Consider the following 24352-nt stretch of genomic DNA (forward strand, 5'->3'; position numbering starts at 1 on the left):
CTCCTCTTCATTGAGACGTATGGTGATAACCACTCAGTGTGCGGCTATATCATTGTGAAGATTACTCTAATCCGGGCATGATCAAAAGACCGTAGACGCCCGATTGTGCCTTAACGCACACTTAACAGAGACAAAAGGCAAGGTCACTATTGAACAAACGTGCCTATGCCCCGCGTGGGCGTCTTAAAGATCACAGCAGCGCGTTGCATTTCTCACGCGTGGCGAGCCATAGCAAGACGCGCGAAGGCCGCCGCCTGATTGATTCCTCAATCAGACGGCGGCCTCGTTCATGCACGGTGCGTTAGACACCGGCACGAGCGAAAGGCGTAAAGCCTTTAGTTGCCAGCGAGCTTGTCGCGCAGAGCAGCGAGCTGCTCATCGGAAGCCAGCGAACCGTGAGTCTCGTTGTCGTTCGATGCCGGAGCTGCATCGGCGGACTCGGAGGAGTAGTTCGAAGCCTCGGACTGCTGGGCAGCCTCGGCGGCAGCTGCACGGTTGCGCTCGATCTGAGCGGTGTGCAGGTTGAAGCGACGCTCGGACTCGGCGTAGCGAGCCTCCCAAGCCTGACGCTGCTCGTCGAAGCCTTCCTTCCACTCGTTGGTCTCCGGATCGAAGCCCTCGGGGAAGACGTAGTTGCCCTGCTCGTCGTAGGAGTCGGCCATGCCGTACTTCGACGGATCGAACTCGTCGGTGTAGTCCTCGTCTGCCTGCTTAACAGACAGGGAGATACGACGACGCTCGAGATCGATGTCGATGACCTTGACCATGACTTCCTGGCCAACGGTGACGACCTGGTCCGGAACCTCCACGTGGCGCTGAGCCAGCTCGGAGATGTGAACGAGGCCCTCGATGCCCTCTTCGACGCGAACGAACGCACCGAACGGAACGAGCTTGGTGACCTTGCCCGGGACGATCTGGCCCACAGCGTGGGTGCGGGCGAAGACGCGCCACGGATCTTCCTGGGTAGCCTTCAGGGACAGGGAGACGCGCTCGCGGTCGAGATCGACGTCGAGAACCTCAACAGTGACCTCGTCGCCGACGGTGACGACCTCAGACGGGTGGTCGATGTGCTTCCAGGACAGCTCGGAAACGTGAACCAGGCCGTCGACACCGCCGAGATCGACGAAGGCGCCGAAGTTGACGATGGAGGACACGACGCCCTTGCGGACCTGGCCCTTCTGCAGCTGGTGCAGGAACTCGGAGCGGACCTCAGACTGGGTCTGCTCGAGGTATGCACGGCGGGACAGAACAACGTTGTTACGCTGCTTGTCGAGCTCGATGATCTTGGCTTCCAGCTCCTGGCCGATGTACGGCTCCAGGTCGCGGACGCGACGCATCTCGACGAGCGATGCCGGCAGGAAGCCGCGCAGGCCGATGTCGAGGATGAGGCCGCCCTTGACGACCTCGATGACGGTACCGGTAACCGGCTCGTCCTTGGCCTGCAGATCCTCGATAGCGCCCCAGGCACGCTCGTACTGAGCACGCTTCTTGGACAGGATCAGGCGGCCTTCCTTGTCCTCCTTGGTAAGAACAAGTGCGTCGATGGTGTCACCGACCTCGACGACCTCGTCCGGGTCAACGTCGTGCTTGATGGACAGCTCGCGGGACGGGATAACGCCCTCGGTCTTGTATCCGATGTCAAGCAGAACCTCGTCGTGGTCGACCTTGACGACGGTGCCCTCAACGATGTCACCATCGTTGAAGTACTTGATGGTCGCGTCGACGGCGGCGAGGAAGTCCTCAGCGGTTCCGATATCGTTGATCGCAACCTGAGGGGTGTTAGAAGTAGGCATGTAAGAAATGCTCCGAATGTGGTGTAGGAGGTCGTAAATGGACATTTACGTGTCATCTCAAAACGTCCCGCGACCAGCGCAAAGCTGCACTAGTTGGAGGATGGTTTTGATCCCGTCGCTGCACCCTTCGAGACTCTCCTACGGTAGCCGGGAAGCGCGCGCGGCATAGACACGCCTTTAACATCTTACATACTCGCAGCTCACTACACAATGGTGACGCGCCCACCGCACACAATCGACGCTACGCGCGGCCAGCGCGGCTCGCGACAATAACAATCGGAGAAACAATGCCTATTCGGACGTCATCGCAGGCAAATCGGACATTTTGGGACCAGGACGCCGCCCGATACCACTCGGAACATCCTGAGTATCTCTCAAGTTTCTATTGGTGCCCGGAGATGCTGCACGAGCGCGACGCCCACCTGTTAGGCGACGTCCGAGGCAAGCGCGTCCTGGAGCTCGGCTGCGGTTCCGCGCCGTGTACCGCATGGTTGCGTGGCGAGGGCGCCTACGCCATCGGCATGGATATCTCGCGCGCCATGTTGGACCGTGCCCCGGAAGGCGCTCCCCTCGTCCAGGCCGACGCGCTCGTCCTCCCCTTCGCCGACAACACCTTCGACGTTGTCTTCTCCGCCTTCGGCGCGCTCCCCTTTATTGAAAATCTCGACGCTGCGCTTGCCGATGCCGCCCGCGTCCTGCGCCCCGCAGGCCGCTTCGTCGCCGCAGTCCCCCACCCCATGCGTTGGATTTTCCCGGACGACCCGCAGGCGCTTACCGCCGAGATGAGTTACTTCGACGGCGCCTACCTCGAGCACTCGCCCGACGGCGAGCTCACCTACGCCGAGTTCCACCGCACCATGGGCCAGTGGCTGCGTGCCCTCCAGACCGACGGGTCGTTCCGCATCGTGGACCTCATCGAGCCGGAGTGGCCCGAGCATCTCACCACGACGTGGGGCCAGTGGTCGCCGCTGCGCGGGGAGATCTTCCCCGGAACCGCCATCTTCTGCTGCGTGAACGAGAAACGCTAGGCTTATCCACCATGCGTGATAATGCCCTCTTGCTCGTGCGCCGCGGACTGGCGTGGTGGATCGACGGCCTCCTCGTCGCCGTCGTTGTCATCGCGGTGCGCGCGGCCTGGCTTGCACTCGCCGACCCGGCCTTCAACGTCGAGGCGCTGCTCACTCCCCTGGTCTTCTTCGCCTACCGCGTAGGCCTCGAGGGGTGGAAGAACACCTCGCTAGGCAAGTGGTCTCTGCGACTCGAGATCCTCGCAACACGCCGCGGCGTCGTGGGCGCGGCGCTGCGCAACGCATACCTCCTCCTGCCGCTGCTCACCCTCACCGGCGCGGGCTGGGCGCAGTACACGACCGAGATCATTGTCGCGGTCCTGGCGCTCAGCGTGCTTGCCGTGGGCCAGACTCCCTTCGACCTGCTCGCGGGCGCGATGGTCGAACGACACTCCTAGAGTGCTTTAAAGGCGCGGCGGAGCTTCGGCTGCGCGTAAGCCGGGATGCCACGGTCCTCGATGCCTGCCTTCGTCCACATGCCGCGCACCTGGCCGTCGACGACGACGGGCCGACGGAACACCCCGCGGTTGCCGGGCACGAGGACCTCGTGAGTCTGCACGTCCCTCGCGAAGAGACGGTCCTGGTAGCCAAGGATGTATTCGTCGAAACCACCGAGAAGGAAGGCCGTGCGCGGAGTGGGTGCGGGCGCGTCAAGGGCGATGACCTGACCATCACGCACTTCGAGGTCATCCGGCAGGTCGCGCGCGGCCGCGGCGATGGTGCGCTTGGGTAGCTTCGACCACCACGCGAAGTCATCGAGCGTCGCCGGCGCATGCGTCCGGAAGTAGCGCGTGGCGAGCTCCGTGACGGCCGCCCGGCGCGCGGCCTCCGTCTCGCCGAAGACCTCGGCGAGACCCGGCAGGCGCAACCGCGTGACGAGCTGCTCCCGCCCCGTGTAATAGACGAGGTTTTCCTCCATGAGCGTGCGCAGCACCCGGTACTGCGGCAGCTCCGGATGAAGGCGCGTGGCCAGGGCCTTAAACTCGGCGCGGCTAAAACCGGATTCCGGAATCTCTTCGAGGACGTCGCGGAATTGCCCGACGTGTTCCTTGAACGGCCGCGCGCAGAGGTCCGTCATCCAGCCCATGTCCGCGCGCGTCCCCACGAACAACGTGTTGCGCATGGGATAACCGCGCACCAGCTCGGCCCAGTCCGCATCGGTGAGCTGACCGCCACGCAGCTCCAGCGAGAGCAACGCCGAGGCGACGTCTTGGCCTTGCATGAGACCGAAGGCGGAGGCGGCATCGGCAGGCGAGGCCCAACGGCGAGTGCTTAGGCCTTGGGTGGCGAGGCGGGCGCGGCCGAGCGCGCGGTTAGTGGCCTGCGGCATCCCAGTCCGTGCCCTCGCCGGTGGAGACCTCGAGCGGAACCTTGAGCTCGATGGCGGAATCCATCTCGCGCTCGAGGATGGCCTTGACCTCGTCGCGCTCGCCCGGCGCGACCTCGACGACCAATTCGTCGTGAACCTGCAGCAACACGCGGGACTTCATGCCGCGCAGCGCACGGTCGACGCGGATCATAGCGATCTTGATAATGTCCGCCGCCGTGCCCTGAATCGGCGCGTTGAGCGCGGCGCGCTCGGCGTTCTCACGGGCCAGGCGGTTATCCGAGTTGAGCTCCGGCAGGTAGCGGCGGCGGCCGAAAATGGTCGCGGTGTAGCCGTCCTTGCGGGCCTGCTCGACGACCTCGGAGAGGTAGCGCTTCACGCCGCCGAAGCGGTCGAAGTACGCCTCCATGATGGTCCTCGCCTCGCCAGCCGGGATGCCCAGCTGCTGGGACAGGCCGAAGGCGGACAAACCGTAGACGAGACCATAGGACATAGCCTTGACGCGGCGGCGCAGCTCGGGCGTGACCTCGTCGACGGGGACGTCGAAGACCTTCGAACCGACGTAATTGTGGAGGTCCTCGCCCTCGCGGTAAGCCTCGATGAGCCCCGGGTCGTCCGACAGGTGAGCCATGACGCGCATCTCGATCTGTGAATAATCCGCAGTAAGCAGCGTCTCGTAGCCCTCGCCGACGACGAAGGCGGAGCGAATCTTGCGACCCGCTTCAGTACGCACCGGGATATTCTGCAGGTTCGGCTCGGCGGACGAGAGTCGACCGGTCGAGGCAACTGTCTGGTTGAACGTCGTGTGAATGCGCCCGTCCGGCTGCACCGTCTTGATAAGGCCCTCGAGGGTGACCTTGAGCTTTTGGTACTCGCGGTGCGCGAGGAGGTGGTCGAGGAACGGATGCGGGTGCTCCGCGGCAAGCTGCTCGATTTCCTTCGCGGCCGTGGAGTAGCCGGTCTTTGTCTTCTTCGTCTTCGGCAGATCGAGCGTCTCGAAGAGGACGACCTGAAGCTGCTTGGGCGAATTGAGGTTGAGCTTGTCGTCTTCAGCAATCTCGCGCGCGGCCTGCTCCTGCTGCGCGACCTGCTCGGCAAAGAGCTCGAGTTGGTCCTCCAGGCGACTCATGTCCACCGCGATGCCGGTGGCCTCCATGCGCGCGAGGATGCCCGCGAGCGGCAGCTCGAGGTCGGCGTAGAGTTCGAGCGAGTCGATCTCCTCGAGGTCCGCCGTGAGCGCCACGGCCAGCTCCGCGATGGCGAGCGCCGAATCGACGAGCGAGGTGTCCTCTAGCAGCGAGAGTTGATCGCTGGGCGTGCCCAACGTGCGCTGCAGGTGGCGCTGGTACACGTCCGAGAGCTCGTAAGTGCGTTGACCCGGGCGCAGCAGGTACGCGGCCAGCGCCGTGTCGTGCGCGACGCCCGCCAGTTCAATGCCGCGGCCCAGCAGCATGTGGTACGCCGCCTTGGAGTCGTGCAGATACTTCTGCGCTTCTTCGTCTTCAAGCCAGGCCTTGAGCGCCTTATCGTCCGCGGCATCCAAGTCCGCGAGCTCGAGCTGGATGCCGTGATGTTCCGCATCGACGAGCGCAAGGGCCGACGCATCGCCACGACCGGGCTGACCGTTGCCTTGGATGTAGACGGCGACTCCACTCTTTCGCTCGCCGGCGGAGCCGGTGAGCCAGCTGGCCAGTTCGCCGGGGTTGAGCTCATCCACAGTCACTGTCGGCGCGTCGGCCGGCTGCGCCTCCGGCGCGCTGCCGCCGTCGTTGGGGATAGCGGCCAACACGCGCTCACGCAGGTTAGTACCGAACTCGAGCTCATCGAACTTCGCGGCGACCTCGGCGACAGCCGCGCCCCTAAATGCGAGATCGTCCGGGCCGACCTCAAGGTCCATGTCCGTGATCATCTGCGTGAGCGTGCGGTTCATCTTCACCTGCTCGATGCGGTCGCGGAAGTTCTGGCCCGCCACGCCCTTAATCTCGTCCGCGTGGGCGACGAGCTCGTCGAGCGAACCGTACTGGAGGATCCACTTGGTGGCGGTCTTCTCGCCGACCTTAGGCACGCCCGGCAGGTTATCCGACGGGTCGCCGCGCAGCGCCGCGAAGTCCGGGTATTGCGCCGGGGTGAGCTGGTACTTCTCCTCCACCGCGGCGGGCGTAAAGCGATGCAGCGTCGACACGCCGCGCATAGGATAGAGCACCGTCGTCGTGTCGTTGACGAGCTGCAGGTAGTCACGGTCGCCGGTGACGATGAGTGTGTCGTAGTTCGTCGCCTCCGTTGCGAGCGTGGCCACGATGTCGTCGGCCTCAAAGTTCTCGCGCGAGAGCGTCGTAATGCCCAGCGTCTGCAGGACCTCACGGATGAGCTCAACCTGGCCGCGGAACTCCTCCGGCGCGGCCTCGCGCTGCGCCTTGTACTCCGGGAACATCTCCGTGCGGAACGTCTTGCGTCCCACGTCGAAGGCCACGGCCATAGAATCCGGTTTCTCCTCGGCCACGATATTGGCCAGCATGGACAAAAATCCGTAGACCGCGTTGGTGTGCTGGCCGCCAGTCGTAGAGAAGTTCTCCGCCGGCAGCGCGTAGAACGCGCGGAAAGCCATGGAGTGGCCGTCGATGAGCAAAAGGCGAGGCGTCGTTGAGTCAGTCACCTGGCCCATCCTAGAGGCCATGGGCCGCTGCTCGCCGGATGGGTGTACCGATTAGGACGCAAGGATTGGATTCCGCTAAAGTATGTCCCAGCGTTGAAGGACGCGTGCGCCCCTGTAGCCCAATTGGCAGAGGCAACGGATTCAAAACCCGTTCAGTGTGAGTTCGAGTCTCACCAGGGGCACAATCATCGCCGGTCAGAGAAATTTCTGGCCGGCGATTGTGCATGCATAGCGCACGAATCGACTCAATGTCCCAAGAAATCCTCCCGCCAGCGAACCGCTGGGGAGAAATATCAGCCCGTGTACGCTCGGTTATCATCAACGCAAAGGACGAGCAGACGGCGCCTCCTCCACGGTTGCGCTGACCGGATCCGCGCGACGCAGCATTTCAGATCGCCCTGGTGGTTTCACCAGTACTCACCCGCGCGGCAGTCCCCTTCGTGCACCTGTCCCCTATATCTTGAGGCGCATGCATTACATACTCAACGCCGTGCGCGGCGCTCTCATCGGCATGGCCGAGCTCGTCCCGGGCATTTCGGGCGGCACGGTGGCGCTCATCGTCGGCATCTACGAGCGCGCCCTGCACAACGCCAACTTCATTTTCTCGTGCAAGTTCAAGAAAATCGAGTGGGGCTTCCTCATCTCGGTCGCAGTGGGCATGCTCGCCGCCGTCTTTGGGTTCTCCACGATCCTCCACAATTTCGTCGAGTCCCAGGTGTCGGTGTCCAACGCGCTCTTCTTCGGCATGGTCGCCATCTCCGTTATCGTGCCGCTGTCCATGCTCGGCGCGGAAGAAAAGAAGAAGCCCTCGGGCTGGATTGCGCTCATCGTCGCGGCCGTCGCCACTTTCTTCGTCACCGGCTTCACCTCCGCCCCGCACGAGGACCCGAGCCTCATCATCGTCTTCTTCGCCGCCGCCATCGCGGTGTGCGCGCTCATCCTGCCGGGCGTATCCGGCTCGCTCATCCTGCTTACGATGGGCCTCTACGCCCCCATCATCGGCGCAGTCTCGGACCGCCACATTCCCACGTTGCTTGTCTTCATGGCGGGCGCGTTGTGCGGCCTCGCGGGCTTCGTCAAGCTCCTCAATTACCTGCTCGATAACCACCGCGCGCCGACGCTGATGGCGATGTCCGGCTTTATGCTCGGCTCCCTGCGCGCGCTGTGGCCCTTCGGCGAAGGCCAGGATGCGGGCATCGGAAGCATTGTGCTCGCCATGGCGGCGGGTATCGCCATCGTCGGTGCTTTCATCCTCATCGACCGCCGCATGGCGAAGAATTAAAGCCCAATCTGGCTCACGCCGAAGCACGTGCCCGCCGGCGCGCTCACCCGCAGGGTTGAGCCGCCGCCGGTGACGTGCAGATACACCTGGTGCAGACCCTCCTTCCCCGTGAAGGTCGTGGCCGCGCCGTCCAGCGCCACCGCGATGTCCCCCTCCGCAGGCGCGAGATAATTCAGACGCACCGTCCACTCGCGGTCCATCAAGGGCCCATCGAGGGCCAGCTCCCCCGCGCAGGAGCTTTCCGTTGCCCTCATATTCCACATCTCCACATCCCTCACCGTCCCATCAGGCTGGACGCGCTGGAGCCGCTCGACGGCCGGCGCCACCTTCTCCGGAGCCAGGGCCGCCACCGTGTTGTACGGCGCGACCGCCGGGCTGAGCACATCCCAATCCACGTCCTGGTTGAGGACCGGGCCTTCGGCCGCGCGCAGGGTGCCCACATACTCGCGGGCGGGCTGGTCCCACCACCGCGCGCCGAAGGCCACGAGGCCCACGAGCGCGCTCGCCGCGAGCACCGCCCCCACCGCTTTGTGCACCGTTTTGTACGCCGCATGGCGGACCGGCCGCCAGCCCGCCGCCACCGCGAACGCCGCGACCACCGCGCCTTCCGCGAACTGGCGCAGCGCCATGGCCTGCTCTACGCCTGCCTCTGCATTCGAACGCGCGAGGTAGAGCGCCACGAGCGGCACGATCGGATAAAGCAGCGGCAGCAACGCCCAGCGGCGCAGCCGCCACGCGGCGTAAGCGAGTACCGCGACACCCGCCGCGAGGGACCACCACGCAGCATCAAGGAACGGCGGGCCCGGATGCCAGCGCTGCCACTGCCAAGCGGTCCCACTTATGCCCGGCACGGCCGCCCGCAGGTAGCCTTCCGCCACGAAGCCCAGCAGTCCGCCCACCGGCTCTGTCTCCCGGCGCACGAGCCACAGGTAGAGCGCGCCCCACACAAGCGTCGGCACGCCGCCGGCCACGGCCACGGGCCACCACGGCCGCCGCGCGAGCAGCAGAACCGCGACCACCACCGGCGCGATAAGCAAGGCCTTCTCCGAGAACGCCGCCGCACCCAGTACGGCCGCGGGCACGATCCACAGTTCCCGGCCCGTGCGCACCCACCGCGCTGCGGCCCACATCGCCAGGCCCAGGCCCGCCTGCACCGGCAGCGACGCAAGCCCCGCCGCGAACCACGCCGCCGCGGGCCAGCCCACCGGCAACAGGAAATACACCGCGAGCCCCGTATCGACGCGCCACGTCGGCCCATCCATGAGCCGCACGACCTCGCGCAACCCTGCGAACACCGCCACCGCCGCTCCTGCCTGGAGAACGAGCAACGCCGCCAGCGCCGCCGGCCACGACAGATACGCCGCGTGCGCCAGCACCTTGACCACGATCCAGCCCGCCGGCATAAGGTGCCCGTCATGCGGCGTCCACATGAGCTCCCACCAGCCAGTCTCGCGCGCCTGCGCCTGCAGCGTGAAGTCGTCCCAGTAGAACCATCCGCCCGCGGCCAGCGCCGCGTGCGCGGCGAGTCCCAGGGCAACGAGGATCCACGTCCTCATACGTTCGCCTCCTCCGGTGCTAGGGTTAGACCCCAGACTGTAGACGCTTTACCCCAAGGAGTTTCCATGCGCCGCACTCTCGTCGCCATCGCTACCGCCGCCACGGTCACCCTCGCCCCGCTGCAGGCCATCGCCGCTGACCAATCCTCGTCTCAGGTATCCCAGTCGGACGCCTCCAGCGAGTCCAACCTCAAGGGCTCGTCCTACATCAAGTGGCTCGACGAAAACGTCTCGCCCACGGACAACGAGGCCACCAATAAATTCCTCCAGGTGCTCGTCGACGGCGCCTTCGCGCTTCTCGGTTTCGTGGTCGTCGGCTCCATCGTCGGCGAAATCATGCGCCTGATCCCTTAGTTTCGGCAGCCCCGTGCTAATTTGGAAATAATACATCCCACCGCAATTCATTCATTGCGGCCGGATTCCACTTTGAGCTTCGACAAGGGCTGCACATATGAAACACACGCTTCCGCTGGCCGCGGTTCTGCTGAGCGCTTTCGCGCTGACAGGCTGCGTGACCAACGTCGAGCCCGCCGTCCCCGACGGCTGGCAGCAGATCGACGTCAAGGCGGTCCCCGAGATCGCCGCGATGGTCTCCGACTCTGACGGCATCCTGTCCGTCGGCACCAACCCGCCCTTCGCGCCTTTCCAATTCAAGGACTCCGAGGGCAACATCGTGGGCTTCGAGATGGATCTCGCCCGCGCCGTGGCCCAAACCATGGGCCTCGAATTCAAGCCGGTGCAGCAGGACTTCTCCATGATCCTGCCGGCCATTTCCTCCGGGCAGACCGATATGGGCGGCTCCGGTTTTACGGACAACGAGGAACGCCGTAAGAACTACGACTTCATCGACCACCTCTACGCCGGCATCCAGTGGGTCCAACGCCCGGATAATCCGGTCGATCCCAACAATGCCTGCGGCTTGACCGTCGCTGTGCAGCGCACGACGGTCTCCGAAACCGACGACGTTCGCCCGAAGAACGAGGAATGCCTCGCGCAAGGCAAGGACGAAATCACCATCCTGTCCTACGACACGGCCGACAACGCGGCGCTCGCCGTGCTCACCGGCCGCGCCGACGCCCTGTCTGCCGACTCCCCTGTCGCCGCCTGGGCTGTCAACCGTGCGGACGGCAAGATGGAGACCACCGGCGAAATTTTCGATGCCGCCCCCTACGGCTTCGCAGTTCCCAAGGACTCCTCGCTCGGCCCCGCCGCCGCAGCGGCTCTCCAACATCTCATCGACACCGGCGTCTACGCCGAGATTCTCCACCAATGGGGCATCGACGAAGGACTCGTCGAGCACGCCATGATTAACGAAAGGCCGATCAATGCCTAATTCAGCTCCTGAAAAGATCGAGGCGCGCCCGCTGCGCCATCCATGGCGCGTGTGCTTCGCCGTCCTCCTCGTCGTCCTCGCCGCGTGGTTTATCATCGACGCTGCCCGCAACGAGGCCTACGGTTGGGGCACGTACTTCCAGTACCTCTTCGACACGCGCATCGCAGTGGCCTCGCTGCACACTATCGCCATTACCTTGCTGGCGATGATCATCGGCGTCGTCGGCGGCGTGCTCCTCGCCGTCCTGCGTCTCTCGCCCAACCCGGTTTTAAGCGCCGTCGCCTGGGTCTTCCTGTGGATCTTCCGGGGCACCCCAGTCTACGTCCAGCTCGTCTTCTGGGGCCTGCTCTCCGCGCTCTACCAGTCCATTAACCTGGGCTTCGCCGAGATTTCCCTCGAGGGCGTGCTGACCAACGCCTTTGTACTCGCCGTCCTCGGCCTCGGTCTTAACGAGGCCGCGTACATGTCCGAAATCGTCCGCTCTGGCATCTCCTCCGTCCCCGAGGGCCAGAAGGAAGCCTCCAAGGCCCTCGGCATGGGCTGGGCCATGACCATGCGCCGTACCGTCCTCCCCCAGGCCATGCGCATCATCATCCCGCCGACCGGCAACGAGTTCATCTCTCTGCTCAAGACATCGTCTCTCGTTGTCGCCATCCCTTACACTCACGAAATCTTTGGCCGCGCCACGGATATCTCGGCCGCTCTTTTCGAGCCCATCCCGCTCCTCCTCGTCGCCGCGACCTGGTACCTGGTCATCACGTCCATCCTCATGGTTGGCCAGCACTACCTCGAGCGCTACTTCGAGCGCGGCGCCACCCGCGAGCTCACTGCCCGCCAGCTGGCCTCCCTCGCCGACGCCGAAGGCACCATCCCCCGCAATATCTCCGTCATCCCCGACACCCAGGAGGGCAAGTAAATGACTACTCCCATGATTGAGGCGGTTAACGTCCACAAGGCCTTCGGCCAGCTCGAGGTCTTGAAGGGCATCGATCTCACCGTCCAGCCCGGCGAAGTTGCCGTCCTCCTCGGCCCCTCCGGCTCCGGCAAGTCCACTTTCCTGCGCTGCTGCAACCACCTGGAGAAGGTCACCGCTGGCCGCCTCTACATCGACGGCGAGATCATCGGCTACAAGGAGCGCGACGGCGTCCTCTACGAGATCTCGGAGAAGGAAGCCGCCCGCCAGCGCCAGGACATCGGCATGGTCTTCCAGTCCTTCAACCTCTTTAGCCACCGCACGGTCCTCGAGAACATCATCGAGGCTCCCGTCCAGGTCAAAAAGCAGCCTGCCGATGCCGCCACAAAGCGCGCCATGGAGCTCCTCGACCAAGTAGGCCTCGCCCACAAGGCGGATGCCTACCCCGTCCAGCTCTCCGGCGGCCAGCAGCAGCGCGTGGCTATTGCCCGCGCCGTCGCCATGGATCCGAAGCTCATGCTCTTCGACGAGCCGACTTCTGCCCTCGATCCCGAGCTCGTGGGCGAAGTCCTGCGTGTCATGAAGGACCTCGCCGCCGGCGGCATGACCATGCTCGTTGTCACTCACGAGATGGGCTTTGCCCGCGAGGTCGCCGATACCGTCTACTTCATGGACGGCGGCCGCGTCCTCGAGCACGGAACTCCGGAACAGGTCTTCGACCACCCGCAGCACGATCGCACGAAGTCTTTCCTGTCCTCCCTGCTGTAAAGTTATCGCCGCCGCGACCCCGTTCGCGCAGCTTGTGCCCCAGTATCTTTTGGGTTCCACAAAAAATGTGCAGTCCTCCGCTTGCCGGAGGACTGCGTTCGTTTGAGTGTATGGTGCACGACCATTATGGGGAAGCTGGCCAGCCTGTTGGCCCGGGGCTCGACATCGCAGACGAGGTACGCGGCTTGACCGAGTCGGAGAAACTTACGATTGCGTGCCACTATCACAACGCCGTCAACGAGATGGATGGTCGCGGGGTCTTAGAGCGGCGTGGGTGGAAGAAGAAAGGCAACTGCTCGAGGAGGAATTCGCGAACAGCTAGAGCTGACCCACACCACGGAACATCGCCACGGCGGCACCCGCTGCGGCCACGGCGAGCGAGAGCATGTGCGCCTTGTCGCGCGGAATGCGCCCAGCCAGGCGCGTGCCGATGGCGATGCCCAGAATCATGCCCAGGATGCCCGCCGGCCATACGAGCCACGAGGCGTGTGAGAGCGATCCCGCACCCGTGACGAGTTTTGCCGTCACAGAGATGGCGCCGCCGACCATGAAGATGGGCTGAAGCGTCGCCGTGTACATGGAGTGCTCCCAGCGCGCCGCCTGCGCGTAGACCGTGATGACGGGGCCCGCGATGCCCGCGAGCGTATTCGTAAAGCCGCCCAGCACGCCGGCCGAAAGCATGGGACCCAGGCCGTGCAGGTGCGGCACATACTTCTTGCCAAAGGTCACCACGCCGAGCGCGATGAGCAGCGCCGCGCCCGCGATGACGAGCAACGGTGCGGTATCGATGGAGCGAATGAGGAACGCCGCCGGGATGGAGCCAAAGACCATGACGGAGGCAATGGCACCGAACTTGCGCCAGTCCACGCGTTCGCGCGCGGTGTAGGTGAGCATCGCCGCGTTGATACACGCCAACACGTTAATGACCATGATGCCTTGCACCGGACCGAGCAAGAGCATGAGCAGCGGCCCGCCCACGAGTCCCATACCCATGCCAGACACGCGCTGAAGACAGGAGCCGAGGAAGATAGAGACAAAAACACCCAGAGCGACGAGCATTACGCGAATTTTTCCACGACTGCTCGATGGACGGGCTCTGGGAAGAGCCCGGTGACGTCGCCGCCGAACTGCGCGACCTGCTTGGCCAGCGAGGACGAGATGTAGCCGTACTTCTCATCCGTGAGCAAGAAAGTGGTCTCTACGCCGGTGAGACGACGGTTCATCTGCGCCATGGGCAGCTCGTACTCGTAGTCGAGCGAGGAACGCAGCCCCTTTACGATCGTGTCGATGTGGTGCTCCGAGGTGTAGTCCACGAGCAAGCCCGACCAGAAATCGACCTTGATATTCTCCGGCACGACCTCGCGGATAAGCGCGACGCGCTCCTCTACCGTGAACAGCCCTGACGGCTTATCCGGGTTACCTGTCACGAGCACTGTCACCTCATCGAAGAGGTGGCTCGCGCGGGTGAAAATGTCCAGGTGCCCCATCGTCATCGGGTCAAAGGACCCCGGGCACACGGCCTTCTTAGTCATTGCTCGCCTTCAGTTCGCTTCGGTCGAAAATCGCCATATCCATGCGCGCGATACCAAACGTGCGCTTCTTCAACTTCTGGCCCGTCTCCGTAAACCCGGCAGGCCAAACCGTCGGCGCCGAGTCCACGGGCCGCTCGATGACCACGATGGCGCGGTCCTCAAGCACCGGCTCAATGGCGGCCACGAGCCCGTCCACGTCATCAAACGCATAGGGCGGGTCCGCGAGCACCATGTCGAAGTACCCGCGCGGCGCCGTCGCCAAATACGTGCCCACCTTCATTTCCTTGAGCGTCACGCCTGGATGCTTGACCACCCCGATGTTATGGCGGATGACGCGGGCGGCAGCGGAAGACTGCTCGACGAGCACGACCTCGTCGGCACCGCGGCTGGCGGCCTCGAGTCCCAACGCGCCGGAGCCTGCAAAGAGGTCGAGCACGCGCGATCCCTCAAAGCCCCAGCGCATGGTGAGCGAAGAAAACAGGCCCTCGCGCGCACGGTCCGAGGTCGGCCGGGTGCCTTCCTCGGGCACCTTGAGCCGGCGTCCGCGCGCTTCGCCTGCGATAATGCGCGTCATGCCGCACCTGCTTCCAATGCCCCCACGACGGCCAGAACGTCTCCCCCATGGACGTCATCAAAGTCCGCGTGTGCCAAGGACGTGACGACGCCGGGCCCAGGCGTAGCGACGGGAGACTCAAGCTTCGTGGCCTCGACCGTGGCGATGACCTGCCCGGCCTCGACGGCTTGGCCCGCGGCGACGTGGTAGCGCACGATACCAGCAAAAGGCGCGCAAATGTTCATGCGTAACACCTTAGCGCACGGCTTCCGCTAGGACTTGTCGAGATACGCTTGCTCGTCCTCCGTGAGCTCCGCAACGAGTTCTCGCGCAAGCTGCTCGTTGCGCGCCACGAGCCCGGTGGCGTCGAAGCTGGCCCGCGAGATGGTCTCGCCGTCGGTAAGCAGGTTGAGCAACCGCAGCGTGCGGTGCTCGCCGGACTGCAGCGTGCCCAGGATGTCGCCCTCCTTGCGGTTGGCGAGGTCGAGCTCGGCCAAGTCGAAGCCGGAGCTCGTCTGAGCAATGGCGTTCACGCGCTGGAACGACGCCGACCCGGGCGCGGCTAGCGTGTGGAAGAGACACAGCGAGGCGTTGCCGCCACGGCCCACACGGCCGCGCAGCTGGTGGAGCTGGGAGACACCGAAGTTCTCGGACTCGCGAATGAGCATGATGGTCGCATTCGGCACGTCGACGCCGACCTCGATGACGGTCGTGGCGACGAGCACGTCGTACTCCCCGCGTGCGAAGGCGGCCATAACCTCGTCTTTATCGGACATCTTGCCGTGGAGCATCGCCAAGCGCAGCCCACGCAGCGGCCCGAATTCAAGTTCCTCCATGAGCTTTTTAACGCCGCCGGCCTCCTCGATGCGCGGCGCCACGATATACGCCTGGTGGCCCTTGGCGACTTCCTCGCGGATGCGCGCCCAACCGCGCGCGACCCACGCCTCGTTGGACTCCGGCACGACGAAGGACTGGATGGGCTTGCGTCCGCCGGGCAGCTCGCGCAGCGTCGAGACGGACAGGTCGCCAAAGACCGTCATGGCGATCGTGCGCGGAATGGGCGTCGCCGTCATCACGAGCATGTGCGGATACTGCTGTGCCTTGCCGCGCAGCGTGTCGCGCTGCTCGACGCCGAAACGGTGCTGCTCGTCGACGACCACGAGACCCAGGTCGTAGAACTCCACGGTGTCCTGGATGATCGCGTGCGTTCCGATCACGATGTCGGCCTCGCCGCTGACGATATCGAGCAACGCCTGGCGCTTGGCCGCCGTCTTCATCGAGCCGGTAAGCAGCACGACGTTGACCCCCGCCGGAGCCTGCGCGAAAATCGACGCGAAATGCTGCGCGGCCAGGACCTCCGTGGGCGCGAGCAGCGCGGACTGGTATCCGCAGTCCGCGGCCTGAAGCATCGCAAGCAGCGCGACCATCGTCTTACCCGAGCCGACCTCGCCCTGGAGCAGGCGTTGCATGGGGAAGACTTGCGAGATATCGTGCGAGATTTCGCCGAGCACGTCGCGCTGCCCCTGGGTGAGCTCGAACGGCAGCGAGGACAGCAGCGCCGCGCGCAGGCCGTCCTCGCGCGGCGGCAAAGCCGGGGCGACGTGGCCCAGCGCATCGCGGCGGCGCAGCGCCATGACGAGCCCTACCGTTAACGCCTCGTTGTACTTCAAGCGGTGGATGGCCATATACGGGCCCTCGAAGGGCGGCTCGTGGACCTGGCGCAGCGCCTGGTCATAGCTCAGCGGCACCTCGTAGTCGAGGGGCTCCGGGATCTCCGGCAGCGACTCGAGCACCTGGTGAATGGCACCGAGCAGGAACCACGAGCTCACCTTGTCCGTCGCCGGGTAGATGGGAATCCACGGCCGGTCCGCGAGCAGCTCGGCGAGCGAGCCGAACATCGCCAGCTCCCGAAACTCCTTCGTCCCCTGGGCCTTCTTCGCATCCTTGCCCAGCAGCATGAACTTGGGGTTCTGCAACTGCGGCGTATGCCGGAAAAATTTCAGCTTGCCGGCGATGATCACGCGCGCGCCCGGCCGCAGCACGCGGAAGACCCACATTTGGCCGAAGAACGCGGCCTGGAAGCCGTTGTCGAGCGCCACGTTGATAACCCGCTTGCCCGTGCGCGTCTCGGACTGAGTGACGTTGACGACGGACGCGGTGACGGTGACGTACTCGCCCTCGATGGCCCCGCCGGCCCCGACATCCGTCGAGCCGCGCAGGTATGTGCGCGGATAGTGCGCGAGCAGGTCGCCACACGTGGAAAACTTAAAGGACTTCCGCAGGGTTTTTACGGCCTCCGCAGGCAAGACGTCTGCCAACGGCCGGTCGTCACGCCACCCCAACATGTGCCTACTCCACTCCGATTTCCGTTTCGATCCCCGGGGCCGTGAGCGCCATGACTTCCACCCCGAGCTTCGATGTTAGCGCCGTCGCGTCCACGGCGCGCGCGGAGAGGATCGTCACCTGTTCCCCGCCCTCGGCGAGCAGACGGCGCGTCGCCACGACGAGCGCATCAAAGGTCACCGCCGCCGGGCGCACGACCCGCATGGACCGCGCCGCATCGCGCATGGTCGACACCACGGCATCGGTGTCCGCGTTCGTGGGATCGTAGACCGACAGCGCCGCGATGCCCGCGACGTAGGAATCTGTGGGCACGACGCGCGCTTCCCCGGCGTCGCCCTTCGAGCCGTTGACCAGGAAGATATCGCCGGGGTTCGCCTCGACGGCGCGGCCGGGTTCAACGACCTCTGCGCCCGCGCCCGCGAAGAGCTCGGCCAAGGGACCGGCCGGAGCCGCAGCCCACACCGTGCGCCCCACGCTTTCCGATGCCCCCTCCGGCACGCCCGGCAGCGCCTCCAGGCGCAGGTTCGACACGGCGCCGCGCGCAAACGCGAGTTCGACGAGCGGTCCGGCCTCGGTCGTATGAATGTGCACGCGGGCGGCGCGCTCGCCATCGCGGGCGACGACGAGCGAATTGCCCCGCGGCGCGATGTCGGCTGTGAGCGCGTCGACGTCGCCTTCGAAGTAGAAGATGACTTCGAGCTCGCCGGTGGACTCGGCGGGTACGGCGGCCTCGGTGAGCTGCGCGCCGTCGAGCTCCGCGCGCAGCGCATCGAGCAGCACGAGCAGGCCCGCGCCGCCGGCATCGACGACGCCCGCCTCGCGCAGGGCAGGCAGCTGGGACGGCGTCGCATCGAGGGCTTCCTGTGCCGCGGCGAGCACGCGCTGGAGCAGCGGGTAGAGAGCTATGCCCTCGGCGAGGGCGGCATCGGCAGCAGCGGCGGACGCGCGCAAGACGGTGACGATGGTGCCTTCGACAGGGTCGGCGATGGCGCGGTCGACGAGCTCGACGGCGAGCGAGAGGGCATCGGCAAGCGCGGCGGCGTCCACGCGGGAGTCCGTGGTGGAGTCTGCGAGCGCGCGCAGGACCTGGGACAAGACCATGCCGGAGTTGCCGCGGGCGCCACGCACGGAGCCGACGGCGAGGGCCTCGGCGACGTCACCGCCACGGTCGGCCTGCGCGAGCGCAGCCTCCATGGTGTGCGCCATATTGGAGCCGGTGTCAGCGTCCGGGACCGGAAACACGTTGAGTGCGTTGATATCGGCGCGGTGCCGGGCGAGCTCCGCCACGGCGCGCTGCGCCCAGTGGTAGAGGCCGTCCGCGTCTAAGGATTCCGGTTGAGACATAGTCACGTATCTTACAAGCGCCAGTCCACGGGGGCGGCACCTTGGTCCGCCAGAAGTTGATTCGCACGGGAGAACGGCCGTGAGCCGAAAAAGCCCCGGCGCGCGGACAGCGGCGACGGGTGCGGCGACTCGATGCGCGGGACATCCGGGATAAACCGCGCGCAGGCTTGGGCGTCTTTGCCCCAGAGGATGGCGACCATGGGCTTCCGGTTGAGCGAGCGGATGGCGGCCTCGGTCACGGCCTCCCAGCCCTGGCGACGGTGCGCACCCGCCTGACCCGGCGCGGTGGTGAGCACGCGGTTGAGCAGCAGGACGCCTTGCTCGGTCCATTTCGTCAGATCCCCGTCGTGCGGCGCGTCGATGCCGAGGTCGTCGTAGAGTTCCTTATAGATGTTGACGAGCGAGCGCGGGGGTTTCACGCCTGCTGCGGTGGAGAATGCCAGACCCATGGCGTGGCCGGGCGTGGGATACGGGTCCTGGCCGACGATGAGTACCTTGACGTCGGGCTGCGGCATGTCGAAGGCGCGGTAGACGTCAGCTGCGGGCGGCAGGAACTCGCCGTCGATGTGGGGGCGCGGGACGTCGTGAAGGATATTTTCCCAGGTGGGGTGCATTAGAAGGAGGCCCAGCCTTTCGTATAGGGGGACGGCCTGCCGTCGACGGTCACACTCTCGCCGCGCACGACCTCGCCGATGACGCGGAAGCCGCTGGGGGCCGGCTTGGCCGTCGTGGCGAGCAGCGTGTGGTCCTCGCCGCCGGCGTGGACCCACTCGAGCGGGTCGCGGCCCAGCAGCGCGCCGGCCTGAACGAGCAGAGGATCCGGCTTGATGGCGTCGGCGAAGAGGTCGATGCTTACCCCGGAGCACGCGGCGATGGTGCTGAGGTCCGGGATGAGGCCATCCGAGTTATCGGTCATCGCCGTCACCCCGGTGGCGCGGGCGACTTGGCCGCGGCCGGGGGTAATCCACGGCGCGCAGTGGGCGTCGATGAGCGGCCAGAGCTCGGAATGCTCTTCGGGCAGCGCGCGGCCGAAGCGCTCGAGCAGCGCGAGGCCGGCAGCGGACCAACCAATCTTGCCGTGCGCGACGACCTGTTGGCCGGGGCGCGCGCGGTCGAGCGTGAGCGCCTGGCGGTCGCCGCCCAGCGCGCCGATGGCGGTAATGGACACGACGAGCTCGCCAGCCTGGGTGACGTCGCCACCCACGAGCTCCGTGTTGTAGTGCGAGGACGCCTCCGCGATGCCGCGCGCGATGCCTTGGACGATGGAAATGGGGGTGTCGGCAGGCGCGGCGAGGCCGAGGAGGGCTGCGGCCGGACGCGCGCCCATGGCCTCGATGTCTGCGAAGTTCTGGACAATGGCCTTGTGGCCCACTTCTTCCGGCGTGGACCAGTCGAGCCGGAAGTGGCGTCCCTCGACGAGGAGGTCCGTGGTCGCCACCGTGCGACGGTTGGGAACGGGCGTGTGGAGGACTGCCGCGTCATCGCCATTGATGGAGCTTGGTGCTACCGAGGTGATCGCCTCGATGACCCGCTTTTCACCAATTTCCGCCAGCGTCGGGGTGAGTTTCACGCGTTCTTCTTTCGTCTCTAGACTCATGGGGTATGACCCCACTATTTAACCGCACCGCCATCTACGTTTCTCTTGCACTCGCGCTGGCGCTGATCTTTGGAGTCATCTTTGGCTCGAAGTATGTCTTCGAGAATATCGAACGCGCCCCCGTCGCCATGTCGCCAGTCGACTCGCCCGAGTCTGGCTCCGCGGAGTGCGCCGCCCTTATCGACGCGCTGCCCGAGAAGTTCATGGGGCACCCGCGCGCGAGCGTCGCCGACCCCGTGCCCGAGGGCGTGGCTGCATGGTCCACGAACTCCGGCGAGGCGGTGACGCTGCGCTGCGGCGTGCCCATGCCTTATCAGTACACCCCGTACGCGCACACCACTGACGTGGATGGCACGACGTGGCTCAAGGTCCGCGACATGACGCCGGGCTCGAACCTCACCTCGTGGTACACGGCGGACCGCTCCCCCGTCGTCGCCGTGACGACCTTCGACGACCAGGAGCCCACGGGGCTTGACCTCGGCGCGCTCACCGGTGATGCCCCGGAACGCTTCCCCGCGGCCCTCGCCTCGCTGAAGACTGGCCCCGGCGAATGCGCCGCCTTCCTCAAGGCCGCCCCGCGCGAGCTCGGCGACTACACGCGCCTCGACCAGCTGCCCGAGGGCACCGCGAAGAACACGCTTGTCTGGACCGCGGACGGCCGCGAGCCCATCGAGCTACGCTGCGGCGTCGAGGACGCCCCCGGCTACCAGGCTGGCGCGCAGCTCCAGCAGGTCAACGACGTGCCGTGGTTCGAGGACACGACGCTGGCCGGCGGCACGACCGCCTCAACGTGGTTCGCGTTGGGCCGCGACGTCAACGTGGCGTTGTCCGTGCCGCAGGACGTCGCCGCAGATGCCTTGGTGGACATCAGCGACGCGTTGACAAAGTCCACGAAGCAGGTCGCGAACTAAATCCAGCCGCGCTCGCGGGCGACGGTATAAGCCTCGAAGCGGTTCTGCGCGCCCGTCTTTGCCATCGCCGAGGAAAGGTAGTTGCGCGTCGTGCCCGCCGCCAAACAAACCTGCGCGGCGATGTCTGCGACCGAGGCACCCGTACCCGCGGCGTCGAGGACACGCGCCTCACTGTCGGTGAGCGGTGACTCGCCTGCCGAGATTGCCAGCGCCGCGACTTCCGGGTCGAGGAATCGCTTTCCCTGCGCGACCGTCCGGATCGCTAGAGCGAACTGTTCGGCCGAGGATGTCTTGGGCACGAATCCCAGTACGTTTGCGGCTAGGGCCCTCTTAAGCGCCTGCGGGCGCGGATGGGAGGTAACGATGAGGACGGCGGCATCGGACAGCTGGGCGGCCGTATCAATTCCGTCGAGACCGGGCATCTGCAAGTCGAGGACCGCCACATCGATGGGGTGCACCGCGCACCAATCGATGAGCTCGCGACCCGAGCAGGCGGTGCGAACGACCTCGATGTCGTCTTCGAGCCCGAGCAGCGTGGCCAGGGATTGCGCGACGAGCGCTTCGTCGTCCGCAATGGCGACCTTAATCATGGAACCTCATTTCGACCGTGAAGGTCTCGTTAGCGTGATGGGTGTGGATATCCGTGCCGCGGCGGCGCAGGGCGGCCAGCCCGGCTTCTTCGCCAGCCTCCCCGTGGGCACCATCGTTGCGCAGGCTGATGGCGTTGGGCTGTACTTCGATGTCAACGTACGTGGCTCGGGCGTGCTTGAGCACGTTTGTCGCGGCCTCGCGCACGAACCATCCGGCGCGCTCGCGGTGCTGCGGCGGGACGTCTGCGATCTCGCCAGTAACCGCGACGCGAATGTCAGCGGCCTCGAGCAGTTGGCGGGCACCTGCTAGCTCCGTGTCGAGCGAGGCACGGCGGTAGCCATCGACGACGGCGCGCATATCCGTCATGGAGACTTTGGTGAGGCGCTGGATTTCTTCCAGCTCCTCGTCGAGACGTGGGTCGCCGCGGCGGACGAGTGCACGGGCCAGCTCCGCTTTGATAGACAGCGCGGCGAGGTTCTGCCCCAGCGTGTCATGCAGCTCCTGGGCAAACCGCAAGCGCTCGTCGCTGACCTTGAGCGCGGCTTCGAGGTGCCGGGCGCGCTCCGAGGTCTTGAGGCTGCCCACGTACCACAGGGTAAGCACGGCGGAGGCGTAGCACAGCGCGGGCAGAATCAACAGAGGCGCCGCGAGGGCAGAGCCCAGGAACAGCCACATAATGACGGTGAGCACCACGGCGTGGAGCCACGCCGCCGGAAAGCGCGGCAGCGAAGAACCGGCAATAATCGAGGCAACAATCACGGCCGTGCCCGCGGCGGCCTGCGCCCACTCCGCTGGGCCGACCGTGACCACGGCAAGGCAACCTGCGACGATCCCTAGGCCGCCGTAGTAATTAAGATGCAGCCACGCGTCGACCGGGCGGCGTGGAGCAAGGTTGTATTCGGGCAGGCGCTCAATGACGACGGTGGCGGTGGCCGCGGTGCAGACCAACGCGGCGACTGCTCCCGCACCGGGGAGCGTGGTGAGGCTTCCCCAGTTCCTGGCACCGACTACCACGAGCACAGCATTGATCATGTGCAGCCCCAAACGGGACCACCACACAAAGCGCGGCGCTCCCGGGGCTGGTAAGAAGTTCACGTCTGGATACTTTAGCGGTGGGAGTCCCAGCGCATGCAGGAATAGGCCCAGTACCCCAGGGCGAGGGTCCACACCAGCAGAATGAGCACGCCCTGGACTACCCCCATGCCGACCGGCTCCGTAGTCCAGGAGGACAGCGAGAAGTCGGAAATCACGGCGAACGGCGTGTAGTCAACAAGTTCACGGAGGCGCTCGGGCATCATCTCGCGAATGCCGGACTGGGAGAGCATCGCCATGGCCATAACCGGCAGTGAGGTCACCTGTGCGGACTCAACGCTGCGGGTGTAGATGGAGGTGACGAAAGCGAATGCGGTCGAGAGCGCAAGTCCAAAGCCAACGGCAAGCACCAGCCGCAAGACATCGGTAGGCGTGCCACCAGCGAGTCCGCTGAGCACTACTGATACGACCAGGGTGCTCACGATGGTAATCAGCGCGCCGGGCACGGCGACGGCGGAGAGAATCTCGGCATCGGTGGCCTCGCCGGTGCGCAGGCGCTTGAGCACGCCCTCATCGCGCCGGGCCGTGATGGCGGAGAGCACCGAGTAGAACTGCACGAACATGAGCGCGGCCAGGACAAAAATCTCGGAGGCGAACCCGGCCGCCAACCGCGGCTCAATTCCGGTTTGGCTGTCATAAATGCCGTACATGATAAGCGCCATGGATGGGGGCATGAACAGGGCCATGACCATGAGCGTGGGATTGCGAAGGAACAGCGTGGATTCTGCGCGGGACAAGGCGACGGCACGGCGGGGCGAGATGAGGGTGGTCATTTACTTCACTCCTTCGGCGATAGAGAGGAAGACGTCTTCCAAGGTGGCGGGGCGGGCAGCAAAATGCGTGTAGGTCACGCCATTGTCCTGTGCCCAGGCAAGGATCCCGTGGGTATCGGTCACCAGGTTGTTCGTGTGGACGATGACGCGGTCCCCTTCGTAGATCGCTTGGCTGGCGTGGGTCTCCGGCACGAGGGCCGGCTCGAGGACGATTTCAGACGCGCGCGTCTCGACGAGCTCCGCGAGCGTGCCCTCGAGCTCGATGCGGCCCCGGTGCAAGATGCACAGGCGGTCGCAGAGGTACTCGGCCTCCTCGAGGTAGTGCGTGGTGAGAACCATCGTCACGCCGGATTCCTTGAGCTCACGCAGCAGGCGCCAGACGTTGCGGCGCGACTCTGGGTCAAGACCTGTGGTCGGCTCGTCGAGGAAGATAAGCTCAGACCCGCCGAGCAGGGCGCACGCGAGATCCAGGCGGCGCTGCTCGCCGCCGGAGAGCGCCCCGACCTTCGTGTCGGCCTTATGGAGGAGGTCAACCTGGTCCAAGACGGCATCGGCAGGCTGGGGGTTGGAGCAGGTGCCCGCCCATAGCTTCATGGTCTCGCGGACCGTGAGCCCGCTGGGCAGGCCGCCACGCTGAAGCATGATGCCCATGCGCGGGCGTAGTGTGGCGCGGTCGCGACGCGGGTCGCCGCCGAGGACCTCGACGGTGCCAGCAGAAGGGGCAGCTAGCCCTTCGAGAACCTCGAGCGTCGAGGTCTTGCCCGCGCCGTTGGTGCCAAGCAGTCCGTAGCACTCACCCGGTGCGACGGAAAAGTTTATGCTGTCTACTGCCGTGAATTTCTTATAAGTACGCGAAAGCCGCGGACGTCGATGATGTTCATGCTGACTATCATCGCCGCGCGCGGGCAAGCTCAACAGAGCGTT

24 protein-coding genes and 1 tRNA gene are annotated in these 24352 nt (G+C 65.5%); 9 read left to right on the plus strand and 16 right to left on the minus strand.

Annotated elements, in window-relative coordinates:
* Positions 1-335: 335 nt before the first annotated feature.
* The gene (gene rpsA, locus HMPREF3227_RS03655) at positions 336-1793 is read right to left on the minus strand and encodes a 30S ribosomal protein S1 (RefSeq protein WP_066484734.1); all 1458 of its coding nucleotides are present in this window, start codon (positions 1791-1793) and stop codon (positions 336-338) included.
* A 287-nt stretch (positions 1794-2080) separates the two neighbouring features.
* Here rpsA and HMPREF3227_RS03660 point away from each other — a divergent pair, with 287 nt between their 5' ends.
* Positions 2081-2821: a class I SAM-dependent methyltransferase gene (locus HMPREF3227_RS03660; protein WP_066510341.1), complete on the plus strand. Its 741-nt coding sequence runs from the start codon at positions 2081-2083 to the stop codon at positions 2819-2821.
* 11 nt (positions 2822-2832) lie between these two features.
* A complete protein-coding gene (locus tag HMPREF3227_RS03665; protein WP_066484507.1) occupies positions 2833-3258 on the plus strand; it encodes an RDD family protein in 426 nt (141 codons plus the stop codon).
* On the opposite strand, the gene HMPREF3227_RS03670 is transcribed toward HMPREF3227_RS03665, so the two are convergent.
* Both HMPREF3227_RS03670 and polA read right to left on the minus strand, forming a co-directional pair.
* Positions 3255-4190 carry a DNA glycosylase AlkZ-like family protein gene (locus HMPREF3227_RS03670; protein WP_066510346.1) on the minus strand — a complete coding sequence of 312 codons (936 nt, stop codon included), beginning with the start codon at positions 4188-4190 and terminating at the stop codon, positions 3255-3257. The two genes, HMPREF3227_RS03665 and HMPREF3227_RS03670, sit on opposite strands and share 4 nt — an antisense overlap.
* Positions 4174-6849: a DNA polymerase I gene (gene polA, locus HMPREF3227_RS03675; RefSeq protein ID WP_066510354.1), complete on the minus strand. Its 2676-nt coding sequence runs from the start codon at positions 6847-6849 to the stop codon at positions 4174-4176. Before polA ends, HMPREF3227_RS03670 begins: the two co-directional genes overlap by 17 nt.
* Before the next feature lie 99 nt (positions 6850-6948).
* Here polA and HMPREF3227_RS03680 point away from each other — a divergent pair.
* Positions 6949-7022 (plus strand) — tRNA-Leu (locus tag HMPREF3227_RS03680).
* Between the two features lie 287 nt (positions 7023-7309).
* Positions 7310-8122 (plus strand): DUF368 domain-containing protein, encoded by an 813-nt coding sequence (locus HMPREF3227_RS03685; protein WP_066510357.1) that lies wholly within the window; start codon positions 7310-7312, stop codon positions 8120-8122.
* On the opposite strand, the gene HMPREF3227_RS03690 is transcribed toward HMPREF3227_RS03685, so the two are convergent.
* A complete protein-coding gene (locus tag HMPREF3227_RS03690) occupies positions 8119-9678 on the minus strand; it encodes a hypothetical protein (RefSeq protein ID WP_066510363.1) in 1560 nt (519 codons plus the stop codon). The two genes, HMPREF3227_RS03685 and HMPREF3227_RS03690, sit on opposite strands and share 4 nt — an antisense overlap.
* Positions 9679-9744: 66 nt before the next feature.
* Between HMPREF3227_RS03690 and HMPREF3227_RS03695 the strand changes: the two genes are divergently transcribed.
* From HMPREF3227_RS03695 to HMPREF3227_RS03710, 4 genes are all read left to right on the plus strand, one after another.
* On the plus strand, positions 9745-10032 hold the full coding sequence (locus HMPREF3227_RS03695) for a hypothetical protein (protein WP_066484536.1): 288 nt from the start codon (positions 9745-9747) through the stop codon (positions 10030-10032).
* Positions 10033-10129: 97 nt separating this feature from the next.
* Complete coding sequence (locus HMPREF3227_RS03700; protein ID WP_066510366.1) at positions 10130-11011, plus strand: ABC transporter substrate-binding protein; 882 nt, start codon at positions 10130-10132, stop codon at positions 11009-11011.
* Positions 11004-11927, plus strand: coding sequence for an amino acid ABC transporter permease (locus HMPREF3227_RS03705; protein WP_066484544.1), 924 nt, complete (start codon positions 11004-11006; stop codon positions 11925-11927). Before HMPREF3227_RS03700 ends, HMPREF3227_RS03705 begins: the two co-directional genes overlap by 8 nt.
* Positions 11928-12692 carry an amino acid ABC transporter ATP-binding protein gene (locus HMPREF3227_RS03710; RefSeq protein WP_066484552.1) on the plus strand — a complete coding sequence of 255 codons (765 nt, stop codon included), beginning with the start codon at positions 11928-11930 and terminating at the stop codon, positions 12690-12692.
* A gap of 318 nt (positions 12693-13010) precedes the next feature.
* Here the strand turns inward: HMPREF3227_RS03710 and HMPREF3227_RS03715 are convergent, their stop codons facing one another.
* From HMPREF3227_RS03715 to HMPREF3227_RS03750, 8 genes are read right to left on the minus strand one after another with little or no spacing between them, the layout of a single operon-like run.
* Positions 13011-13751: a sulfite exporter TauE/SafE family protein gene (locus HMPREF3227_RS03715; protein WP_066484555.1), complete on the minus strand. Its 741-nt coding sequence runs from the start codon at positions 13749-13751 to the stop codon at positions 13011-13013.
* Entirely contained in the window at positions 13751-14224 is a 474-nt protein-coding gene (gene coaD / locus HMPREF3227_RS03720; RefSeq protein WP_066484558.1) for a pantetheine-phosphate adenylyltransferase, read from the minus strand. The genes HMPREF3227_RS03715 and coaD overlap by 1 nt, the downstream gene beginning before the upstream one ends.
* Positions 14217-14798, minus strand: coding sequence for a 16S rRNA (guanine(966)-N(2))-methyltransferase RsmD (rsmD, locus tag HMPREF3227_RS03725; RefSeq protein WP_066510369.1), 582 nt, complete (start codon positions 14796-14798; stop codon positions 14217-14219). Before rsmD ends, coaD begins: the two co-directional genes overlap by 8 nt.
* Positions 14795-15022: an acyl-CoA carboxylase biotin carboxyl carrier protein subunit gene (locus HMPREF3227_RS03730; protein ID WP_066484565.1), complete on the minus strand. Its 228-nt coding sequence runs from the start codon at positions 15020-15022 to the stop codon at positions 14795-14797. The genes rsmD and HMPREF3227_RS03730 overlap by 4 nt, the downstream gene beginning before the upstream one ends.
* A 27-nt stretch (positions 15023-15049) precedes the next feature.
* The gene (locus HMPREF3227_RS03735) at positions 15050-17122 is read right to left on the minus strand and encodes an ATP-dependent DNA helicase RecG (RefSeq protein WP_066510371.1); all 2073 of its coding nucleotides are present in this window, start codon (positions 17120-17122) and stop codon (positions 15050-15052) included.
* Positions 17123-17126: 4 nt separating this feature from the next.
* Positions 17127-18464 (minus strand): DAK2 domain-containing protein, encoded by a 1338-nt coding sequence (locus HMPREF3227_RS03740; protein WP_066510377.1) that lies wholly within the window; start codon positions 18462-18464, stop codon positions 17127-17129.
* A gap of 11 nt (positions 18465-18475) precedes the next feature.
* Entirely contained in the window at positions 18476-19078 is a 603-nt protein-coding gene (locus HMPREF3227_RS03745) for a uracil-DNA glycosylase (protein WP_066484584.1), read from the minus strand.
* A complete protein-coding gene (locus HMPREF3227_RS03750) occupies positions 19078-20061 on the minus strand; it encodes a thiamine-phosphate kinase (RefSeq protein WP_082750237.1) in 984 nt (327 codons plus the stop codon). The genes HMPREF3227_RS03745 and HMPREF3227_RS03750 overlap by 1 nt, the downstream gene beginning before the upstream one ends.
* Positions 20062-20066: 5 nt before the next feature.
* Between HMPREF3227_RS03750 and HMPREF3227_RS03755 the strand changes: the two genes are divergently transcribed.
* Complete coding sequence (locus tag HMPREF3227_RS03755; RefSeq protein WP_066484587.1) at positions 20067-20972, plus strand: DUF3515 domain-containing protein; 906 nt, start codon at positions 20067-20069, stop codon at positions 20970-20972.
* Here HMPREF3227_RS03755 and HMPREF3227_RS03760 read toward each other — a convergent pair.
* Genes HMPREF3227_RS03760 through HMPREF3227_RS03775 form a run of 4 tightly spaced genes read right to left on the minus strand, consistent with a single transcriptional unit; the run spans position 20969 to position 24343 of the window.
* Positions 20969-21562 (minus strand): response regulator transcription factor, encoded by a 594-nt coding sequence (locus tag HMPREF3227_RS03760; protein WP_066484590.1) that lies wholly within the window; start codon positions 21560-21562, stop codon positions 20969-20971. The two genes, HMPREF3227_RS03755 and HMPREF3227_RS03760, sit on opposite strands and share 4 nt — an antisense overlap.
* Positions 21555-22658: a sensor histidine kinase gene (locus HMPREF3227_RS03765; RefSeq protein ID WP_148138770.1), complete on the minus strand. Its 1104-nt coding sequence runs from the start codon at positions 22656-22658 to the stop codon at positions 21555-21557. The genes HMPREF3227_RS03760 and HMPREF3227_RS03765 overlap by 8 nt, the downstream gene beginning before the upstream one ends.
* 11 nt (positions 22659-22669) lie before the next feature.
* A complete protein-coding gene (locus HMPREF3227_RS03770; RefSeq protein WP_066510380.1) occupies positions 22670-23428 on the minus strand; it encodes an ABC transporter permease in 759 nt (252 codons plus the stop codon).
* Positions 23429-24343 (minus strand): ABC transporter ATP-binding protein, encoded by a 915-nt coding sequence (locus tag HMPREF3227_RS03775; RefSeq protein ID WP_230384188.1) that lies wholly within the window; start codon positions 24341-24343, stop codon positions 23429-23431. It abuts the gene before it with no gap.
* Between the last annotated feature and the right edge of the window lie 9 nt (positions 24344-24352).

The sequence above is a fragment of the Corynebacterium sp. CMW7794 genome, assembly GCF_001563605.1.
GTDB lineage: Bacteria > Actinomycetota > Actinomycetes > Mycobacteriales > Mycobacteriaceae > Corynebacterium > Corynebacterium phoceense.

Bases quoted from the DNA above. Each gene is read 5' to 3' on its own strand.
- rpsA (WP_066484734.1), bottom strand. From the start codon at position 1,793: ATGCCTACTTCTAACACCCCTCAGGTTGCGATCAACGATATCGGAACC.
- HMPREF3227_RS03660 (WP_066510341.1), top strand. From the start codon at position 2,081: ATGCCTATTCGGACGTCATCGCAGGCAAATCGGACATTTTGGGACCAG.
- HMPREF3227_RS03665 (WP_066484507.1), top strand. From the start codon at position 2,833: ATGCGTGATAATGCCCTCTTGCTCGTGCGCCGCGGACTGGCGTGGTGG.
- HMPREF3227_RS03670 (WP_066510346.1), bottom strand. From the start codon at position 4,190: ATGCCGCAGGCCACTAACCGCGCGCTCGGCCGCGCCCGCCTCGCCACC.
- polA (WP_066510354.1), bottom strand. From the start codon at position 6,849: ATGGGCCAGGTGACTGACTCAACGACGCCTCGCCTTTTGCTCATCGAC.
- HMPREF3227_RS03685 (WP_066510357.1), top strand. From the start codon at position 7,310: ATGCATTACATACTCAACGCCGTGCGCGGCGCTCTCATCGGCATGGCC.
- HMPREF3227_RS03690 (WP_066510363.1), bottom strand. From the start codon at position 9,678: ATGAGGACGTGGATCCTCGTTGCCCTGGGACTCGCCGCGCACGCGGCG.
- HMPREF3227_RS03695 (WP_066484536.1), top strand. From the start codon at position 9,745: ATGCGCCGCACTCTCGTCGCCATCGCTACCGCCGCCACGGTCACCCTC.
- HMPREF3227_RS03700 (WP_066510366.1), top strand. From the start codon at position 10,130: ATGAAACACACGCTTCCGCTGGCCGCGGTTCTGCTGAGCGCTTTCGCG.
- HMPREF3227_RS03705 (WP_066484544.1), top strand. From the start codon at position 11,004: ATGCCTAATTCAGCTCCTGAAAAGATCGAGGCGCGCCCGCTGCGCCAT.
- HMPREF3227_RS03710 (WP_066484552.1), top strand. From the start codon at position 11,928: ATGACTACTCCCATGATTGAGGCGGTTAACGTCCACAAGGCCTTCGGC.
- HMPREF3227_RS03715 (WP_066484555.1), bottom strand. From the start codon at position 13,751: ATGCTCGTCGCTCTGGGTGTTTTTGTCTCTATCTTCCTCGGCTCCTGT.
- coaD (WP_066484558.1), bottom strand. From the start codon at position 14,224: ATGACTAAGAAGGCCGTGTGCCCGGGGTCCTTTGACCCGATGACGATG.
- rsmD (WP_066510369.1), bottom strand. From the start codon at position 14,798: ATGACGCGCATTATCGCAGGCGAAGCGCGCGGACGCCGGCTCAAGGTG.
- HMPREF3227_RS03730 (WP_066484565.1), bottom strand. From the start codon at position 15,022: ATGAACATTTGCGCGCCTTTTGCTGGTATCGTGCGCTACCACGTCGCC.
- HMPREF3227_RS03735 (WP_066510371.1), bottom strand. From the start codon at position 17,122: ATGTTGGGGTGGCGTGACGACCGGCCGTTGGCAGACGTCTTGCCTGCG.
- HMPREF3227_RS03740 (WP_066510377.1), bottom strand. From the start codon at position 18,464: ATGTCTCAACCGGAATCCTTAGACGCGGACGGCCTCTACCACTGGGCG.
- HMPREF3227_RS03745 (WP_066484584.1), bottom strand. From the start codon at position 19,078: ATGCACCCCACCTGGGAAAATATCCTTCACGACGTCCCGCGCCCCCAC.
- HMPREF3227_RS03750 (WP_082750237.1), bottom strand. From the start codon at position 20,061: ATGAGTCTAGAGACGAAAGAAGAACGCGTGAAACTCACCCCGACGCTG.
- HMPREF3227_RS03755 (WP_066484587.1), top strand. From the start codon at position 20,067: ATGACCCCACTATTTAACCGCACCGCCATCTACGTTTCTCTTGCACTC.
- HMPREF3227_RS03760 (WP_066484590.1), bottom strand. From the start codon at position 21,562: ATGATTAAGGTCGCCATTGCGGACGACGAAGCGCTCGTCGCGCAATCC.
- HMPREF3227_RS03770 (WP_066510380.1), bottom strand. From the start codon at position 23,428: ATGACCACCCTCATCTCGCCCCGCCGTGCCGTCGCCTTGTCCCGCGCA.